Origin of the sequence: Paenibacillus sp. FSL R7-277 (assembly GCF_000517965.1) — a bacterium.
Taxonomy (GTDB): domain Bacteria; phylum Bacillota; class Bacilli; order Paenibacillales; family Paenibacillaceae; genus Paenibacillus_AQ; species Paenibacillus_AQ silagei.
On record NZ_ASPX01000080.1, the window covers coordinates 180033 to 197093 of the forward strand.

At 50.6% G+C, this 17061-nt stretch carries 22 protein-coding genes; 9 read left to right on the top strand and 13 right to left on the bottom strand.

Going from position 1 to position 17061, the window contains the following annotated elements; genetic code table 11:
- The first annotated feature begins 118 nt into the window (after positions 1-118).
- Together C173_RS22880 and C173_RS22885 are read left to right on the top strand one after the other, a co-directional pair.
- Positions 119-694, top strand: coding sequence for a hypothetical protein (locus C173_RS22880; RefSeq protein WP_051478302.1), 576 nt, complete (start codon positions 119-121; stop codon positions 692-694).
- 134 nt (positions 695-828) lie between these two features.
- Positions 829-1722: an S-layer homology domain-containing protein gene (locus C173_RS22885; protein WP_036728912.1), complete on the top strand. Its 894-nt coding sequence runs from the start codon at positions 829-831 to the stop codon at positions 1720-1722.
- 89 nt (positions 1723-1811) lie between these two features.
- On the opposite strand, the gene C173_RS22890 is transcribed toward C173_RS22885, so the two are convergent.
- The 7 genes from C173_RS22890 to C173_RS22915 form a co-directional block, all read right to left on the bottom strand.
- Positions 1812-2063 (bottom strand): YjcQ family protein, encoded by a 252-nt coding sequence (locus C173_RS22890; protein WP_036728915.1) that lies wholly within the window; start codon positions 2061-2063, stop codon positions 1812-1814.
- A gap of 176 nt (positions 2064-2239) precedes the next feature.
- Positions 2240-2374: a hypothetical protein gene (locus C173_RS35405; RefSeq protein WP_268748465.1), complete on the bottom strand. Its 135-nt coding sequence runs from the start codon at positions 2372-2374 to the stop codon at positions 2240-2242.
- 152 nt (positions 2375-2526) lie between these two features.
- The gene (locus tag C173_RS22895) at positions 2527-2949 is read right to left on the bottom strand and encodes a hypothetical protein (RefSeq protein WP_036728918.1); all 423 of its coding nucleotides are present in this window, start codon (positions 2947-2949) and stop codon (positions 2527-2529) included.
- Between the two features lie 114 nt (positions 2950-3063).
- A complete protein-coding gene (locus tag C173_RS22900) occupies positions 3064-3345 on the bottom strand; it encodes a holin (protein ID WP_036728921.1) in 282 nt (93 codons plus the stop codon).
- A 5-nt stretch (positions 3346-3350) separates the two neighbouring features.
- Positions 3351-4154, bottom strand: a complete 804-nt coding sequence (locus C173_RS22905; RefSeq protein WP_036728924.1) for a glycoside hydrolase family 73 protein — start codon at positions 4152-4154, stop codon at positions 3351-3353.
- Positions 4155-4815: 661 nt separating this feature from the next.
- Positions 4816-6447: a sensor domain-containing diguanylate cyclase gene (locus tag C173_RS22910; protein ID WP_036728927.1), complete on the bottom strand. Its 1632-nt coding sequence runs from the start codon at positions 6445-6447 to the stop codon at positions 4816-4818.
- Positions 6448-6600: 153 nt separating this feature from the next.
- On the bottom strand, positions 6601-7206 hold the full coding sequence (locus C173_RS22915) for a pentapeptide repeat-containing protein (RefSeq protein WP_036728930.1): 606 nt from the start codon (positions 7204-7206) through the stop codon (positions 6601-6603).
- A gap of 182 nt (positions 7207-7388) precedes the next feature.
- Between C173_RS22915 and C173_RS22920 the strand changes: the two genes are divergently transcribed.
- Complete coding sequence (locus tag C173_RS22920; protein WP_235191988.1) at positions 7389-7730, top strand: PilZ domain-containing protein; 342 nt, start codon at positions 7389-7391, stop codon at positions 7728-7730.
- A 103-nt stretch (positions 7731-7833) separates the two neighbouring features.
- Here the strand turns inward: C173_RS22920 and C173_RS22925 are convergent, their stop codons facing one another.
- Genes C173_RS22925 through C173_RS22945 form a run of 5 tightly spaced genes read right to left on the bottom strand, consistent with a single transcriptional unit; the run spans position 7834 to position 11365 of the window.
- Entirely contained in the window at positions 7834-8568 is a 735-nt protein-coding gene (locus C173_RS22925; RefSeq protein WP_036728937.1) for a hypothetical protein, read from the bottom strand.
- Positions 8562-9263: an ABC transporter ATP-binding protein gene (locus C173_RS22930; protein ID WP_036728940.1), complete on the bottom strand. Its 702-nt coding sequence runs from the start codon at positions 9261-9263 to the stop codon at positions 8562-8564. Before C173_RS22930 ends, C173_RS22925 begins: the two co-directional genes overlap by 7 nt.
- A gap of 5 nt (positions 9264-9268) precedes the next feature.
- Positions 9269-9652 carry a GntR family transcriptional regulator gene (locus C173_RS22935; protein ID WP_036728944.1) on the bottom strand — a complete coding sequence of 128 codons (384 nt, stop codon included), beginning with the start codon at positions 9650-9652 and terminating at the stop codon, positions 9269-9271.
- Positions 9652-10398 (bottom strand): ABC transporter permease, encoded by a 747-nt coding sequence (locus tag C173_RS22940; RefSeq protein ID WP_036728948.1) that lies wholly within the window; start codon positions 10396-10398, stop codon positions 9652-9654. Before C173_RS22940 ends, C173_RS22935 begins: the two co-directional genes overlap by 1 nt.
- Positions 10391-11365, bottom strand: coding sequence for an ABC transporter ATP-binding protein (locus C173_RS22945; RefSeq protein ID WP_036728951.1), 975 nt, complete (start codon positions 11363-11365; stop codon positions 10391-10393). Before C173_RS22945 ends, C173_RS22940 begins: the two co-directional genes overlap by 8 nt.
- A gap of 286 nt (positions 11366-11651) precedes the next feature.
- Here C173_RS22945 and C173_RS22950 point away from each other — a divergent pair, with 286 nt between their 5' ends.
- The 3 genes from C173_RS22950 (at position 11652) to C173_RS22960 (ending at position 13647) form a co-directional block, all read left to right on the top strand.
- Positions 11652-12023, top strand: coding sequence for a hypothetical protein (locus C173_RS22950; protein ID WP_036728954.1), 372 nt, complete (start codon positions 11652-11654; stop codon positions 12021-12023).
- 226 nt (positions 12024-12249) lie between these two features.
- Entirely contained in the window at positions 12250-12636 is a 387-nt protein-coding gene (locus tag C173_RS22955) for a hypothetical protein (protein ID WP_155991614.1), read from the top strand.
- A 75-nt stretch (positions 12637-12711) separates the two neighbouring features.
- On the top strand, positions 12712-13647 hold the full coding sequence (locus tag C173_RS22960; RefSeq protein WP_036728960.1) for an aminoglycoside phosphotransferase family protein: 936 nt from the start codon (positions 12712-12714) through the stop codon (positions 13645-13647).
- A gap of 40 nt (positions 13648-13687) precedes the next feature.
- Here the strand turns inward: C173_RS22960 and C173_RS22965 are convergent, their stop codons facing one another.
- On the bottom strand, positions 13688-14623 hold the full coding sequence (locus tag C173_RS22965) for a phosphotransferase (RefSeq protein WP_235191989.1): 936 nt from the start codon (positions 14621-14623) through the stop codon (positions 13688-13690).
- Between the two features lie 205 nt (positions 14624-14828).
- On the opposite strand from C173_RS22965, the gene C173_RS22970 reads away from it, so the two are divergent.
- From C173_RS22970 to C173_RS22980, 3 genes are all read left to right on the top strand, one after another.
- Positions 14829-15224 carry a hypothetical protein gene (locus C173_RS22970; protein WP_036728963.1) on the top strand — a complete coding sequence of 132 codons (396 nt, stop codon included), beginning with the start codon at positions 14829-14831 and terminating at the stop codon, positions 15222-15224.
- A 193-nt stretch (positions 15225-15417) separates the two neighbouring features.
- The gene (locus tag C173_RS22975; protein WP_036728965.1) at positions 15418-16314 is read left to right on the top strand and encodes a sulfurtransferase; all 897 of its coding nucleotides are present in this window, start codon (positions 15418-15420) and stop codon (positions 16312-16314) included.
- Positions 16315-16533: 219 nt separating this feature from the next.
- Positions 16534-16980, top strand: coding sequence for an OsmC family protein (locus C173_RS22980; RefSeq protein WP_036728968.1), 447 nt, complete (start codon positions 16534-16536; stop codon positions 16978-16980).
- The last annotated feature ends 81 nt before the right edge of the window (positions 16981-17061 follow it).

Here is a 17061-nt window from a genome sequence, read left to right on the forward strand (position 1 = left end):
CTTGTCGATCTTGACAAATATACATATCTATTAGTCACATTAGCGAATAAATTCAATCCGCCCGGACAAGGTTACATATATAGTATATGAATATCAGATAGATTCAGGAGGAACCGCTATGAAGAAGCCCTTGTATAAAAAGATGTCGTCCCTCGCCCTAGTCATCCTATTCAGCGGTGCCATTGGAATGACCGCAGGCTGCAACACTTCGGCTAATCAGGCCACCCCAACTCCCGCCGGGACAGCACAGCCGACAGCAGCTCAACCCACGTCAGCACCAGCCACTGAACCCTCCACCGGGAAGGCATCCGTGAACTGGGAATCTGCGATCCAGCAAATCGCGACTACGGACACGGAGGTCACGCAAAAAGCAGATGCCGCGGAAGTTTTGGCGAAATCGTACACTCCGTCGGCTGTGGAGCTTAAGGATTTTGAATCCCAGATCGTGGAGGAGTACACCGCCGGGAATTATCTCGCGCATAGCGAGGATGCCGGATACATGCTGACGAACCTGTTCAAGGCTACCGTTGTTGAGCGCAATCACCCTGACGGTGAGGCTATTAAGAAGTTTGCCTTTGACTTTTATCAGAACACTAAGAATGTCTTCCGCGGAATTGATGCTGTGGACAGCGAAGCCGTACAATCGAATGAAACGCAGATGGACAAGGCGTTGTCGGAGATTACAACCAAGTAAACCTCCTTATGTCTCCGGCATGGGACCTCCCGTATTTATTGACAATTCAGGAATGATGGTGATACCGTTCATTAGGGTAAGGGAGCTTAGGGCTCCCGCATTCATCATAAGAATTCAATTGATCAGGAGGTCCCATGTTCAAAAAAACAATCCTTTTCCCCGTCATCAGCATGATGCTTCTCAGCTCTGCCCCGTCTTCATCCGCAAGTGCGCAAAGCTTGTACTCCGATGTCAACGAGCAGAAATATTCCTGGGCGATGGAATCCATTCTTTTCATGACGGATAACGATGTGCTAAAAGGGTATTCCGACGGCACCTTTAAACCTGAAGCAACGGTTACCAAGGCCGAGTTCTCCGTTATGCTCTACCGGCTATTCGATAAATACCGACCCAATGTAAAGCCCTTATTTTATGAACAAAAAGTCACCAGCTACCTTGATGTCCCCAAAGATCACTGGGCCTACAAAGAAATATCTGAGCTATACAATTCCTCTGCGGTCAGCGGCGGCGGGATTTCCCAAAACCCTTCAACAGGCAAGTATACCTTCCAACCTGAAGCCCGGCTGACACGACTCAAGCTAACGTCTATGCTCTACCAATTATTCGCTGAAGATTTCGACAAGGGTGCGAATGCCGGTGATCCTGACAAAGAGTTATACCAGCGGTTAAGTAAATTCAAGGATATTCCCTTGAGAAAATTCAATACTCAGAATGCTATGGATCAATACATGGATACAGAAAGAGCAAGGGCCGGCACCAGATGGGATACATACATACCTGGGGATGAGCTCTCCCCAGCGATTTTTTATACATACCAAAATGGATCTATCTCGCTAATTGGAGATTTCACCTTTCTGCCGGTTTACGCCATTGCAGCGATGGATTCCCAAAGGATTATTACAGCCGATTCCCGTGGATACTACAGACCGCTCGCCCCTGTTACCCGGGCAGAACTGGCAACGATTCTGGACCGTGTCTATCTGTTGTTTGAGAAGAAAGGGGTTCTGCAAAAATACAGCAATAAATAGCCTTAAGCGTTGATTCATCAAGCCGGGACCCTAGTCAACAAAAATAGCCCGGCCTCTTACAGTGCCGGGTAATGACATCTATTTTCCGATCAAATTCGGCCAGACTCCTTCAATAAAATAAAATCATGACCACGCCGGGTCAATTTGATGTCAGTAGTTCTGACTGTCACGATCCCGCTGCCTGACCGGGAGATCTTAATATTCTCCACCATCCGGCTGTCGATAAGCTCCTCCATAATATCGGCGAAGGCCTCGGCTTCGAGTTCCATTACCTCCTGATTAACCGCCTGTTCCGCTTCAATCCGCTTGAGGATGGCATATATCTTTTCCTTCTCTTCCATCGTACACCTCTTTCATGCCAGCACTAATTGTCCTGAAGACAATGACTTCTATTATCGCACATCCATTCGGGGCAAGGCGAATTTAAATTTACCATCCTGCATTAAAGCTTGTCCATCCTGCATCTGCAACAAGAGCAGTCCCGGATTACCGGGACTGCTCTTACTGATTGGATCTCCTAGTAGAAGCAGGCACTCAGAATAATAACGAGCAGGATATAAAGAACCAGAATCGCACCTGTAGATGTCCAGGGACCTACTCCACACGTATTCACGCCGCCTACATTGCCACCGTATCCGCAATCTGCACCCATGAGATTACCTCCTTCATAATGTTGACTACAGAACAGCATATGAGCCGGTTGCCTCATCAGATTGGGCGAAACGGACATAATTTGGGGCGTATGTACAAGGGCATCCTGCCCGCCCGTCCTTGCGGGCAGCCCAGGATGTCCCATGCTATTGCTTAATCGGATACCAGGATTCCATCGAAGCTCTCCGGACCTACACGGATTGTACCCAAAAGATTCGAGCTGATAAATGCAGTATAGGTTAACTGCGGAGTAATCGTCGGCAGGAAATCATCTGCAGAGAAGGTGATAACCTGTGGAGCCAGAACACTAAGGCTGAAAGTGGAAGTGGCGGAATACACAACAGGGTCAGTAGGCAGTGTTCCTCTAACAATGGTTACAGTGATGCCTACCAGTGCAAGGGGTAGCTGAACCGATACCGTTCCTTTCAAAATTACACGTGGATTCGTACCTACTCCATCTGTAATTAACCCTATCTGTCCGAACAGTTGTGGAGTATCAACTACCAGGATAGGAATTGCAATAGAGTTAGCAAAACTAGCATTCTGCGAGGTTCTACCATCAACATAAGTTCCCATATCAAGCACCTCCTTTCTTCTTAATTAATATATTCGCGATCCTTCTAAATCGCTTGGATGATATCACCATTACTTATTCCCCATCTTATTTTACCGCCTGAAGCCGCCGCTCTACTAATCTTCTTTGGTAGTCCCGCTCCGCTTATTGAACGCCAGTTCAAACAGTCCTGTTGCCGATAATCCGGCCAAGCCTCCGGCCCATAGACGAAGAATGAGATTCATGTCTGTAAAAGGGTACGCAGCCGCTCCTACCAGCAGGCCGATGGCCAGCCCCACCGCAGGAACCACGTTGCGCGGAAGATTAACGCTGTTCTTGACGAACTGGACCAGCGCCATAACGAATACCGCCAATACGGATGCAAAAGCTAGTACATTGTTAAGTGCATCATTGTACATAACGACTACACCCCCTTGCTTGTAACCAGCAGACCGGCGCGGTTCAATACTGTCAGCATCCGGTAGAAATCAAAGCTGCCTCCTGACGGCGTATCCAGCAGACCGGCTGCAGACGCGGCCTGTACCGCAGGCTCAGCCCAGGCCGGCACATTCATTACTGTGCGGCCCTCAATGACAGCCAGCCGCTCCGTGACACCTTTAATGGCCTGGCCTTGCTCTTGAACGCCGGCCTTCAGTGTATCTCTGCTGACAGACAGCCCTGCCAGCAGCTCCTTCAGTTCCCGCAGCTCGGTTTCCAGCGCCGCAATTTTTTGTTTATCTTCAGCTGACATCTCTTCATCCTCCTTCAGCTCGTCATATTGATACAGGTTATATGAATCCATAATCTGAATCAGCTTGGACGCATAACCCGGGTCCGTTGCGTAGCCTGCAGCAGCAATCTCGCGGGCGGCTGTTTTGCCGTCGACTCCAATAGCCTTGCTGTACAGCTTGGGGTTCCAGGACACTCCCCCGGTAATCAGTGCGGAATGATCCGCTATAGATTCTCCCCAGTTATGATAGGAACGGAACTGGGCAGTCACCTGTACAGCTTGGCCGTTCCTGTATTCCGTTGTCGGAAGCGCCAGGCTGCCCGCAGGCCCGCTGCCCTTGATGCCGAACAGATTGCCTGCCTTCAGCGTCAAGCCGCTCGTTCCCCAGCCGGATTCCAGCGCTGCCTGGGCAATCGTCAGCGAAGCTGCGATACGGGTGCGCTGCATATCCGCTACTGCGAAAGAAGCGATCCGGGTGATAAATTCGGAGTTCGTCATTGCTTCACTTCCTTTCCTACTATATTAAATGCCCCGCCCTGCCAAACTGCCTGTGCTTATCCCTGTTATGATGTATATGGAAGTGAGCTGCGGCTTATACGCACGCAAACAGCGCCGGAGCGGATGCCCCGGCACTGTTTCAATAACCCACTATATTCCCTTCCACTAAAATACGCTAAGGATAATAATCAGCAAAATAAATAACACCAGTATGGTCGCCGTTGACGTTCTCAGACCTCCACTCATCCGAAGCCCCCCCTTTCCTACGCACATGCCCAGCTTTGATACCTCTACATCATATGCCTGTAGTCCCAAAAAAACTGGGCGAACGCACAATATGGGATTTATATGTAAAAAAAAGTATTGTTAAATCTTCCATCCTGGCTTAAACTAGTAATAATTAACTATATCGGAGGGACTAATTTACTATGCCTTCATATTATTTTAAGGAAATTTGGACACCACTGAGCTGGATAGGCATCAAGTTTTTCCGGGACGACGAAGGATTTCTGTGGATAAAGAGATGGTCTAATCCACGTAAGCGGTTACGCTGAACGTAATGATATAACGTCAAACAGCCTTTTTTCCGGCACAAGAGATGCATCCCCGTCCTGCCGATAAAAGGTTGTTTGTTGTTTCTGTCTGCTGTTGATTGCTGATGCTAAGATGCCGCCTCGAAGGTAATCCGGTTCTTCCCGCTCCGCTTGGAGATATACAATGCTTCGTCTGCGAGCCGCAGGGTCAGGGTGGTATCTCCGCCGTCCGGAGTCCATACAGCAGCACCTACGCTGCAGCCTACACGAAGCTCCTCGCCTTTAATCAGAATCGGCTGGTTGATCTTGCTGATAATCCGCGAAGCCACCACCTCCGCTTCCTTCATCGGTTTGCCCGCCGAGGTATTCAGAATAATCACGAATTCATCCCCGCCCAGCCGGGCAACGATCTCATTGTCCCGCGTACAATCCATCAGCCGGAAGGCCACCTCCTGTAGCAGGGCATCTCCAACCGCATGGCCGAAGCTATCATTCACTTTTTTGAAGCCGTCCAGATCCATGTACAAAAAGCTTAGTGTCGTCCGCTTCTGCTTGGCCTTACTGACCGCATGGGCCAAAAACTCATCCAGTGCTGCCCGGTTGGGCAAGCCGGTAAGCTTATCATGCAGCGCCATATCCGACATATAGCTCAGCTTAGTCTCTGTCTTGGTCAGGTTGTTCACCAGGCCCCGCAGGGAGGCTGACAGAATCGCCACATCCTTGAACCGGCTAGAGGCCGGGATCTCCACATCGGCACCGGAGCTGAGCAGGTCGGCTGTACGGGTGATATCCCTCAATGGTCGGCTGATCCATCCGGCCAGCAGCCAGCCAATCAGTGCGAAGGCCGCAGCGGTCAGCAGACCGCTGATCAGGATGAAGCGTTCAAGCTGATGGACTGAGGCAAAAGCGATGTCTGCCGGCTGACGGATAATGACCGTCCAGCCAAGGCCCGGGTAGTTCATGTAGCCATCACCATAGGCGTATCCCGTTAAATAGGAGTCACGGCCCCGATCCTGTTCGATCGCGTATGAGCTCTTACCGCTGCGGGCCTGCTGCAGGACCGCAGCCGTCATTCTTTTGCCGGTGAGCGCTTCTGGCCCCAATAGAATGGTGTCGTCCTTCTTACTGACCACGAACACTTCCACGCCCTTAAGCCGTTCCTTGAGCGGATTCACAATGGAGGCCTCGACCTCACGTGACCACTCCCAGCTAAGATGTGCCGCCAGCACGCCGCTTGTCTGTCCTTGCTTGTCCATGACCGGCACACTCACATCAACAAACTGCAGGGCTTCCCCCGTCTTACTCTGCAGCAGCTTAGATAGCAGCACCGCATCGTGGACATCCCCGACGAAGGTTCCCTTAAGCGCCTGCTGAAAGACAGGCCTCTGGCTGATATTCGTTCCTTGTAGAATCCGATCCGTGGAAGCAACCACATTCCCTGTCTTATCCAGGAAGCCCACCCAGGTGAATACCGGCAGACTCTTCTTCAGCTGATTCAGCAGTCTGCCGGCCTCTGCTTGTTCAACGGGCTCCTGAAAAGCATTCAGCTTACTCAAAACTTCTATTTCACCGGAACGTGACCACATGAACTGATCAAGCTTCTCGGACATTTGATTGGCCTCTGCGGCCAGGGAGCTGCCGATACTGACTTCCACAGAAGTGGTGGAGCGGTTGCCGATCACATAGCTGAGAATAGCCGTGAGCAGAATGATAATAACCGCAAATGCAGCTGAAAATAAAGTGCGAAGACTTAATGACATGTACACTCTCCTCTTCCGATGACCTTGTTCATGCTTCCGACCACTGAAGATATCTTGCTGCAACATGTCGAAAAGGGTCGATATTTCTTTATCGGAAGAGTCCGGCAGAAATATAATACAGCTTCCGGCACACAGCCGTTTTTTCTTGAGTAGTTACCCTACCTTCGCTCCCATAGAACGGGCCAGCAGCACGGCCTGCTCCACATCCAGCCGCACTCCTTTGAGCTCCAGGCTCTTCAGGTCAATCCCCTCCAGCTTGGCGTCACGCAGATCGGCCCCTGTAAGCTTGCACTGCGCAAGCTGCACCCGGCTTAAATCCGCCCCGCGCAAATCCGCCTTTTGCAAATCGCAGCCCTGCATGTCTGCCTCGGTGAACCGGATGCCCCGCAGATCCTGCCTGCTGAGATTCAGATGGCGCAGATTCGTATAGGCCCAGTCCCCTCCGCTAAGTGTGATTCCGTCCATATAGGCATTGGCGAAATCCGATCCGACCATCTTGCAGTTCTCGAACTTCGCCACGAACAGATTCGCTCCGGTGAACTTGCAGTTGGTGAATGCGCCATCCGTGTGCAGCGAAGCATTCAGCAGGGCACCGGTGAAATCGCAATCTACAAACCGGCAGCCGGTGGAGGTCATCTCTTCCATAGAAGCTCCCCGAAAGGAGCAGCGCTCAAAGGTGCAGCCGTTTATTTCTCCATCCTGCAATGCTGCGTAATCAAAATTATGCTCATTAAAGGTTTCATTATGGTATTGATACATAGTTTAAGCACCTCTTTATCTGGGTATTGGAGCAAAGGTATGGTATAACAGATACTATATAATTCTTTAAATATACTACTTTAGGAGATTGTCCAAGTGTAGCCGTTTCGATATAATAGCAAATAAAATAGCGGAGGTAAATGATGGATGACTCCAGCAGAAAAGAACCATTCCGATATGTAATGAACCAGCCCATCGATTGCTGGCTTGAGATTCCCGCCAGTAATTCGGGACCGGGAGCGGGAAAATTGACTGAAGGTATTCTGCTTGACCTTAGCCGCTCCGGCTGCAAGGTCCGCACGTCGCTGAACCTCCGCTTCACCGCAGGGGATACGAAGCTGATTATTCATTTTCAGCTGGCGGAAGAGAAGCTGCAGTACGAAGGCAGTGTCCGTTGGGGCTGGATGTTCGGTCTGGGGCAATACCAGTACGGGGTAAGACTGGACCTGCAGGAAGAAGAGGAAGAACAGCTGCTGCGGGAGCTGGAGCTCTGGACCAGCGGAAGAAGCGCGCAAGGCTTATAGTCCATCCTATCCCCAATAATGCACACAAACGCAAGCAAGGCTGATTAGGAGCCTTGCTTGCGTGAACTATGAACGATGCGCTATCCCTCTGCTACACTTCGCTTTATACTTCGATTCTTCTCTTCACCAGCGCCACCATTCCATAGATCATCAGGCAGACCACCGCCACTTCAAACAGCAGCGCCCTTAGATCAACCGGAAGGTATGGTATAATAAATTCACTGCCGGATTGGGGCTCTCCAGTGTAAATCTCGAAGTTAAAGGCAATATCCAGACCAATGAAGTAGGTGTCAAAGAGCAGCTTCTCCAGATAACCTATTCCGTTCTGCAGCAGGACCAGAAGGCCGATGCCAAGCCATACTCTCCACTTCATACGCAGACTATAGGCTACTGTAAAGGAGAACATCACCATCACCATTAGAAATAAGGTAGACCAGATCGATTGAAGCAATGCCCGGAAGCCAACCGTCCATAGATTGCCGGGCAGTAAATCCACCGTGTTCAGCAGCTTGAGGATTCCCAGATGGGCCAGGCCGAGGAGGATGACCACCCCAATCAACAGCAGCGCCAGCAGCATGGGAGTCAGGACCGTCTGCAGTGCTGTAACCGGCAGAAGCCGCCGCTGATAGGATTTAAGATTACGGAAATATCCGGTGACCGCTATAAATATCATCGCGATGGCCAGGATGCAGTAAATAACCAGATTCAGGGAAGCCAAGCCCGTGTCTATCTTTGCACTGGAGATCCACAGTCCGGCCTGAGCGAGCAACGCAATGACGATGAAGACGAGAATGCGTTCTTGTCGGCGTTTAAGATCATATTTTAATAGCTTCAGCATTCGGCAAACACCTCTCTGAACAGCTCATCTACACTCTTCCCATGCTCTTGTCTAAGCTCCTCCACCGGACGATGCAGCACAATCTCCCCCTCCTTCAGGAAAATCACCTCATCAAAGATCCGTTCGATATCCGTCACCAGATGAGTAGAGAGCAGAATACTGCTGTCCTCCTCATAGAACTCCATCAGCGCATTCAGAATCTTGGTCCGTGCCACCGGATCAACGCCTCCAATCGGCTCATCGAGCAGGTATAATCTGGCCCGGCGGGAGAGCGCTAATGTCAGCTGCAGGCGTTCGTTCATCCCTTTGGATAACGTCCGCACCTTATCCGCTGTACGCAGCTTCATGAAATCCAGCATCCGCAGTGCCTTGGCCTGATCGAAATCCGGGTAGAAATCCTGCTGGAATCTCAGCGCATCCCCGATATTCATCCACGACTCCGTTACCGGCACATCCGGCATGAAGGAGACGAGCTTCTTGCTCTCTACGCCCACAGGCATCCCGAGGACTGAGATCCGGCCCGAGGCGGGCCAGGCGAGTCCGGCGATCAGCTTCATGAGCGTGCTTTTGCCGCTGCCGTTACTTCCCAGAAGGCCGGTGATGGTGCCGCTGCCCAGCTTGAAGGAGACCTGGTTCAGCGCCTGTCTAGGGCCGAACTGTTTGCTTACATTCTGAATGTTAAGTATATCGTCCACTCTTCTTACTCCCCCTGTTCTTGGTTCCGCTGGTGAATGTTCTCTGCTACTGCAGTTAGTATATCTTCGCCCTGGAAGCCGAGCTCCTGCATTCCGCGGATAAAACGGTCCAGCACATCCTGCGCCATCTCCTTCTTGACGGTCAGAATCGTCTCTTCGCTTCCGGTCACATATCTGCCCATGCCGCGGCGGGTCTCCACGATGGTCTCACGCTCCAGTTCCTGAAAAGTTCTTTGCACGGTATTCGGGTTAATCTGCAGTTCAGCGGCCAATTCACGGACAGAGGGGATCTTATCTCCAGGCTTCAGTTTACCGGTGATAATCTCTCCCTTGATGTAATTCATGATCTGGAGATAAATCGGCTGGTTATTATCGAATTCGATCCCCATCAAGCAACATCCCTGCGTCTGAAGACGGCGAAGCCTGCAAGCAGGAACAGCGTCATGTAGATGCACAGCAGGATAATGGAGAAGGTTAGTGTCATTCCCTGCATCGGTGCACCGCCATCCTTGTAGGCTGCGAGATTAAGATTAGGGAACAGTACATATTTGTAGAACTCACGGGAAATGACCAGCTTGTCGATGGTGGTGGCGAAGATGGTTGCTCCAATGGTTACGCCAGTCGATTTCGTTAGAATCCCTAGCATGAAGCCGATCGTAGCGTAGACGGTGCAGTACACAGTTGAATACAGCAGCGAGGTTAGGATCTCACCGATTCCCGCTTCCCCTCCGCTGAGTCCGAAGAATACCGCTCCTGAGAGGAAAAGCCCCACCGTCGCAACTACCTGCATGCTAAGTGTATAGAGCAGTACAGTTACATATTTGGAGGCCAGAATCGCCGTGCGGCTGCGGGCACGGATCAGCAGAAATTTGATCGTCCCCTGGCTGTATTCCCTGGATACAATCCCCGCCGTCCCGACGATCACCAGAATGGCCAGAAGCTGGCCAATGCCTCTGGGCTGCAGGGAATCCGCTGTAAAATCTGCCGCTGAAGCATACATATCTGCGGCAAATGTACGAGTCATATAGCCCACAGCCAGCGACAGTATCAGCAGGATGACATAAGGAATGATATTGCTGCGTTTCTTCGATATTTTGAGCCATTCATTCAGCACAAGCAGATTAAATTTACGCAATGCGGTTGCCCCCTGTCCATTTCAGGAAATCCTCTTCCAGACTTTGTCTATTCTCAGTAATCCGGTATATCCCGACCTTGGCTTCGCTAAGTGCCGCCACCAGCTCCGGTACGGCTCCATCCGGCAGCTGTACATGCAGCTCGGAATGGGCTTCATCCGCTCCAGTGACCTTGACACCCTGCAAGGCTCCGGCCACAGTCCGTGCAGCTTCAATCTTGTCTACACGGATGGCAAGCGCTACCTCACTACGTGCCTCCGGTACTTCCGTAAGCTGTGTCACCGTTACAAGCTTCCCGTTCTGAATGACCACCGCGCGGTGACAGATCTGTTCAATCTCGGCCAGCATATGACTGGAGATTAGAATGGCAATGCCCTCTACCTCTGCTATTCTGCGCATATAGTCGCGCATCTCCCGGATGCCGGCGGGGTCCAGCCCGTTAGTCGGCTCATCCAGAATGAGCAGCTTCGGCGAGTGGAGCAAGGCCTGAGCAATCCCCAGACGCTGGCGCATACCGAGGGAGTAGGCCCGAACCTTCTTGTTCATCGCCTCCTGCAGCCCCACAAGCTCCACGACCTCCTTGATCCGTGATACCCCGGCTCCATCACTCATACGTAAATATTGCAGCAGGTTGTCGTACCCGGTCATATGCGGATAGAACTCAGGATTCTCAATGATCGCCCCGATCTGTGAGATCGCCTGCTTGAATTCCTTCCGGATGCTATGTCCATGAATCAGAACATCCCCTCCGCTCATGCGGATCAGTCCGGTCATCATCCGGATGGTGGTCGTTTTGCCGGCGCCATTCGGTCCCAGCAGCCCGACGATCTCTCCCTTCTGAATCTTGAAGCTTAGATTATCTACAATGGCCTTCCCTTTTATAACTTTACTGACGCCTTGCATTTCCAATACGGTTTGTTCTTGCGCCGGGCCAGACGGCCCCTGAGCATAATGAGCAGTTGTATTCATGACAGCCTCCTTGTGCGGATCGGTATAGGTGGAGTATTAATTCCACGGGTTGTTGCTGAGCTGGAACATGTGTATTTTCAACGTTGTATTGGTGTGTTAGTTAAATAGTACACTAGGTATTTCGATTTGTAAAGCAGGTTTGTGAAAAATTTCCTGAAGCACTATGTAAACAGGCTATCCGTGCAGGGGTTCTAACCATACCAATCTCTATCAGCATACATAGAATAGTATTGCAGCTGGCAGTACGTGCTGCTTTTGCCAAAAACCGCTCCAAGGAGGAATACACATGAATAAAGAGGTTCATATCTCTCAGACTTATCCAAGACTAACGGTGTACAGCGAAGAAAACTTCCGGGGAAGAAGCAGAATCTACAGAGGCAATCTCGGTATCCGCGATACGGACAATATTCTGGATGGCATCGAAAGCCTCCGCTTCTTCTCCACCAGTAGCAATGCTACGCTCGTCCTGTTCAGCAGAACCCGGTTCAGAGGCAGCTTCCGCGTGCTTCGCGGCAACCACAGTATCCGTGATCTGGATGACTTCATCTCCGGCAATGACGTAGAATCGATCATCTCTACCAACCAGAGACTGACGCTGGACCAGATCCGCCGTATCCGCAGCAGCGGGGAACTTCCTCCAGGCTACCGCTTAATCTAACAGAATAGGCACGTGAAACAGGGCACCCTCTGGTATCGCCCAGCCGGAGAGTGCCCTGTTTAGTATTGGATTATCATGATCAACGTACTTTTTAGCACAACTAAATGATTCCTTTTTCGTTAAAGTTATAGGGGGTGAGATCATGCGGAGTATTTGCTTTTCCATTCTGGTATCTATTTTTCTGATGAGTGGATGTAGCAACCCAACCGGAGAGCGAATCATAAACATGAATTACAGCTTCAATGAACCACATCTTTTTCCGTTTGAGATCAATGAAGTTCGTACTGAAATCGCAGTTGATAACCCGTATGTGCTACAACAGTATGTTTTTCATTATAAAAACAAGCAGACCCTGCAAGAAATAAGATACATCCTGAGCAAGGTTATGAGTGCACCAGAGAAAATTTCCACCCAAGGCAAGCAACGCTTAGAACTTGATAATGGAAAAGAAGCATACTATGACGAAGACGAAACTACTCAATCCATCTGGTGGGAGGGGGAGAACGGATTTTTGGCGCGATTTGTATATTATATCAACGGAAATCTAGATCCGATCCACACTAATAAATTAGAGGTCTCCGCCTTTATAGACTTAGCTAATCAAATTCAATAGTATCTTCAGACCAGATCACCGGGCCGGCAGTATATACTGTGAAAACTAGCATTCCGCGAGGAGGACCAACAGAATATGAAGCCACTGGATATCCATCCAACAGCGTTGTATGAGCAGGTTCAGTCCGACATTGGCAGCTTTCAGGTCTTGAGAAACTACAGACTGAATAGTGTGAGAACCGGGGTCTGGAAGCTGCAATCCGATCAGGACTCTAAATGTTATTACTTAAAAACCTACAGCCGCAAACAGAGATGGCATCCTGAGGTTTATGCATACCGTCACTGGATAGGTCAGTTGAAACCGTATGTACCTGAGTTAATAGCTGCTTACGAGGGGGAGGGCTGGCAGGCTATATTAATTACATCCATGGATGGATTAATCATGAGGGATACTGAACTAAGTCCCCTGGCTGTGGAAGCCGCTTACCGTAAGGCAGGTGAATTAACAAAAGTACTGCATGATTCACAGATTGGCGATTGGTTCGGCCGCCCTGATATAAATGGAAATCCAATCGAGTTATCCCATAATGAGGACCCGGTAAATTATGTTTCTAGTTCCATTAGGGAAGTTACAGCGCGATGTATGGAGGAAAATCTGCTGCAATCTTCTGAAATCTCTTTAACCGATTGGGCACTTCAGAACGTTCATGTATTCCGGCATAGCAGACCTGTGCCTATTAGCTGGGACTCCACACCAGGCAACTGGCTGGTGGATGAGCAGGGTTTTTTGACAGGAATGATAGACTTCGAGAATATGCTGTGGGGGCTGGCTGTGGACAACTTCTCCATTCTGTTCGCCAGATATTTCATAGATCATCCATCTGCCAGAGATGCCTATTTTGCAGGGTATGGACTTGAAGTGCTTAAGGACCAGTCTGCTGAAATACAAATATGCTGCATCAAAATGGCCCTCGGCGATATCTGCTGGGGTACTCACAATCATCAGCCTGAAGTCGTCCGATCCGGCAGAGAGCTCATGAAAAGAATACATAATCAGCAGCTTTTCCTGTAGGGAAGCTTGAAGGCGGTGCAAGTTCCATGCAGCTTCCCGCCTACATCGCAGCTACCTCTGCCGCCAGCTCACGGACCTGCTGTTGCAGGACATTCTCCTCATCGGTCCCTTCCCAGTAACGGGTGGCGAAATGCAGGAATACGTCTATCTTGCGCAGGAGCATGAGCACCGGAATCGCCGCCAGTTCCTCAGGAGTCAGCGTAACCCTGCGGTTATAACCCCGCCAGAAATCACGGATAATCCGCTCCGAGTCCTCATGACTGAGCAAGGCCGACAGAATCACAGCAGCATCCATAACCCGTACATCCCTTGTGCAAAATTCAAAATCCAGCAGTGCCGTCACCCGGGCGGTATCCGCTCCATCCACCAGCAGGTTGGAAGCATTCAGATCGCCGTGCACCAGCTGATGCGGCAGGCTCTGAAGCTGTTCCAGCGAGTCAGCCACATTGTCGTAGGCATCCACTAATAGGGTCAGCTCCGGCAGCAGCTCCTTCAGAGACTCGGGCGGGTCCGTCACCAGATCATGCAGCGCTTCACGGGTGCATAGCGGATAGGAGGTCCGCAGCTCGTAGTATGGACGGTATACGGACGGGATGCCCGTATCTATCTCAGCCAGTGCAGCGGACAAGATGCCTGCCGCTTCTCCAAAAGACTCATAGTAATCCGCAGCTTGCCCGGACGGGGATTCCCCTTCAATATAAGCAAACAAGCAAGCGAATTTCCCGCTCTCTTCAAGTTGAACCAAGGTCTCTCCACTGGCAGTACGGATCGGAAGAGGTGTACTGAACGGCAGACCCGCAGCGGCCAGCTTCAGCAGCACCGTATGTTCAAATTCTATTTTGTTCCTGTCCTTATGGGTGTCATAGATACGCAGCACAGCGCGGCGTTCCCCGCTCTCCACGAAATACGTTGTATTATTCCATCCTCCGCTCCGCTTGCGCAGCGTGCCCTTCCATTCAGGCCAGACCTGACTCACTATAGCTTCCGTAGGCTTATGCCCCTTTCTATTAGGTTCAGAAGCAATTGTAGAATCCGGGTACGGCTATGTCAAATCTACTAGGATTGGGGCGGTTCGCTAGCCTCTGATCCAGTCGCCTTTTTTAGCTGCAAAAGACAATTATACAAAACAAACTATCAGATTTACATATATTACTGTATCAAGAGAAAAGGAGGACTTCCAAATGCCAATTTATACTATCGGTGCAGTGCCCAACCTTGAGCCTACCGGAACAGTAATATCGCAATTCGTCGAGCTTCGAATCACCAACACAACCGTTGCAAGGCTGGAACCTATTGTAGTCAATGCTTACAGTGTCGCAGATTCCGGCCCGGAGGGGATAGCTGAAACTCTGAATTTCACAACAACGTTCGGGATTGCCGCTCCAAATGGTGTGGTTACGCTCATCATACCAACGACAGTGGCCAATTACAGTATCACCGTTTCTTCACCTGGTGCTCCCGGATTCGTGAACGACATCTCGCTATACGCAGTAGCCCGGGATGCAGCCGGATTCATAGTGTTTGATCAGGTATATCCATTCGGAGACTGGAACATCATCGGTCCCGTCCTTAGTTAACTTCATTTCATTGCTCAGGCGAGTCCTGAGCTTTTTTTGTTTCTGGTAAAACTGTACAGAATAGCAGCCCGCTCACTATCACGATCACTCCTGACCTGATAAGCCTATGCTTGCACCACTTCAATAATATGCGGAATGCCTGATTATCCGCTATAATGTAATCCATACAATACAAGCAAAGGATGGGATACATATGGACGCAACCGTTAGCAAACGCTGGCTGCTCGCCAGACTCTACGAGCCGGAACAGACCATCGTAGACTGCCGGTTCACATTAGGCCAGCCTAAGGCCGGCCGAGACAGCTATGAACAAGAGCATATTCCGGGCGCGATCTATCTGGATCTGAAACTGGATCTGTCCTCTCCGGTGAGCGAGCATGGCGGTCGCCATCCCCTGCCTGACCCTGAAGTGCTGGCTGCACGGCTCAGCAAGCTCGGAATCGGTAATGATACTCGTATTGTCGCCTACGACGATGAGAACGGCATGAACGCCGCCCGTCTGTGGTGGCTGCTGCGTTACCTGGGGCATGAGCAGGTATTCATTCTGGAGGGCGGCTTCAGTCAGTGGAAAGAGGGTAAATATCCGGTGACGGATCATCAGCCGGTGCGGGTGCCTAGTACCTTTACAGCTAATGTTCAGCCGCAGATGCTGGCGGGAGTTGAGGAGGTGCGCGAGGTATCGGAGAAGACAGTTAGTAATGCTGGCGCTGAGTCTGAGAGTGACGTCAACGTTGCGTCTGCCGTGCCTGCTCTTCCCGTGCTGATCGATTCCCGGGCCAATGACCGCTATCACGGCCAGAATGAGACCCTGGACCCGGTCGGCGGGCATATCCCTGGTGCGGTCAACTACTTCTGGAAAGACACGCAAAATCTCGACGGTAGCTGGAGGAGTGCGGAGCAGCTTGAAGAACATTTTGCCGGACTGGACAAAGACCGTGAGATCATCGTCTACTGCGGCTCCGGTGTAACAGCCTGCCCGAATGTACTGGCGCTGGAGAAGGCCGGATTCAAGAATGTTCGGCTGTATGCTGGGAGCTGGAGTGACTGGATCAGCTATGAAGATAACCCGGTGGCTACAGGAGCCGAGTAAGAGCCGATTGACCGCATCGGACTTGAGTTTTGGGGCTGTGACAGGTTGCCGGAAGGCAGGCTGCTCACGGCCCTTTTTCGGCATTTTCGCGCGCTGTTCCAGAGATCGACAAGCTGGTAATTTGAGGATTGACAATATGACAAGTTAAATTTAAAATAATCACAGCGGAAAAGTATGATTTAATTTATTATAAACTAACCATAGAAGGAGATTTTTAAAATGACCGCTCTCCAAACCTTTAAAGCATCTGCGCATTTGCAAGACGGAGTCCAAGTGAAAGTAGCCTCCCGAAACTTTGAATTTATTATTGACGAGCCCAAAAGCTTGGGTGGAACTGATACCGGTATGAATCCGGTCGAAGCTTTGCTGGCCTCGCTGGGAGCATGTCAGTCTATCGTGGCCAGAGTGTATGCGCCTAAATTCGGCGTGAACCTCAAGGATTTCTTCGTGGATGTAGAAGGCGATCTTGATCTGGATGGCTTTTTCAACAAGTCGGAGGTGCGCCCGGGCTATTCAGAAATTCGGTATACCTTCCGTATTAAAACAGATTCACCCAAAGAACAGGTTGAAGAATTTGTACGATTCCTGGAAAGCAAATGCCCCGTTGGAGATACGCTCGCAAACCCGGTTAATCTCAAGCTGGAAAGCATTATCATCGAAAGCTAAGCAACCGATCAGAACCGAGAAGCTTCGTCGGACACAGGTTTGGGGGCTGGGACAGGTTAAAAGGCAGTGACCTGTCCCAGC

What these genes read in the sequence shown, in the direction of transcription:
- C173_RS22920 (WP_235191988.1), top strand. Translation starts at nt 7,389, where the DNA reads ATGAACCAGCCCATCGATTGCTGGCTTGAGATTCCCGCCAGTAATTCG.
- C173_RS35405 (WP_268748465.1), bottom strand. Translation starts at nt 2,374, where the DNA reads ATGGGTGCAGATTGCGGATACGGTGGCAATGTAGGCGGCGTGAATACG.
- C173_RS22885 (WP_036728912.1), top strand. Translation starts at nt 829, where the DNA reads ATGTTCAAAAAAACAATCCTTTTCCCCGTCATCAGCATGATGCTTCTC.
- C173_RS22900 (WP_036728921.1), bottom strand. Translation starts at nt 3,345, where the DNA reads ATGTACAATGATGCACTTAACAATGTACTAGCTTTTGCATCCGTATTG.
- C173_RS22960 (WP_036728960.1), top strand. Translation starts at nt 12,712, where the DNA reads ATGAAGCCACTGGATATCCATCCAACAGCGTTGTATGAGCAGGTTCAG.
- C173_RS22925 (WP_036728937.1), bottom strand. Translation starts at nt 8,568, where the DNA reads ATGCTGAAGCTATTAAAATATGATCTTAAACGCCGACAAGAACGCATT.
- C173_RS22915 (WP_036728930.1), bottom strand. Translation starts at nt 7,206, where the DNA reads ATGTATCAATACCATAATGAAACCTTTAATGAGCATAATTTTGATTAC.
- C173_RS22970 (WP_036728963.1), top strand. Translation starts at nt 14,829, where the DNA reads ATGCCAATTTATACTATCGGTGCAGTGCCCAACCTTGAGCCTACCGGA.
- C173_RS22905 (WP_036728924.1), bottom strand. Translation starts at nt 4,154, where the DNA reads ATGACGAACTCCGAATTTATCACCCGGATCGCTTCTTTCGCAGTAGCG.
- C173_RS22910 (WP_036728927.1), bottom strand. Translation starts at nt 6,447, where the DNA reads ATGTCATTAAGTCTTCGCACTTTATTTTCAGCTGCATTTGCGGTTATT.
- C173_RS22955 (WP_155991614.1), top strand. Translation starts at nt 12,250, where the DNA reads ATGAATTACAGCTTCAATGAACCACATCTTTTTCCGTTTGAGATCAAT.
- C173_RS22890 (WP_036728915.1), bottom strand. Translation starts at nt 2,063, where the DNA reads ATGGAAGAGAAGGAAAAGATATATGCCATCCTCAAGCGGATTGAAGCG.
- C173_RS22950 (WP_036728954.1), top strand. Translation starts at nt 11,652, where the DNA reads ATGAATAAAGAGGTTCATATCTCTCAGACTTATCCAAGACTAACGGTG.
- C173_RS22935 (WP_036728944.1), bottom strand. Translation starts at nt 9,652, where the DNA reads ATGGGGATCGAATTCGATAATAACCAGCCGATTTATCTCCAGATCATG.
- C173_RS22975 (WP_036728965.1), top strand. Translation starts at nt 15,418, where the DNA reads ATGGACGCAACCGTTAGCAAACGCTGGCTGCTCGCCAGACTCTACGAG.
- C173_RS22980 (WP_036728968.1), top strand. Translation starts at nt 16,534, where the DNA reads ATGACCGCTCTCCAAACCTTTAAAGCATCTGCGCATTTGCAAGACGGA.
- C173_RS22945 (WP_036728951.1), bottom strand. Translation starts at nt 11,365, where the DNA reads ATGAATACAACTGCTCATTATGCTCAGGGGCCGTCTGGCCCGGCGCAA.
- C173_RS22895 (WP_036728918.1), bottom strand. Translation starts at nt 2,949, where the DNA reads ATGGGAACTTATGTTGATGGTAGAACCTCGCAGAATGCTAGTTTTGCT.
- C173_RS22880 (WP_051478302.1), top strand. Translation starts at nt 119, where the DNA reads ATGAAGAAGCCCTTGTATAAAAAGATGTCGTCCCTCGCCCTAGTCATC.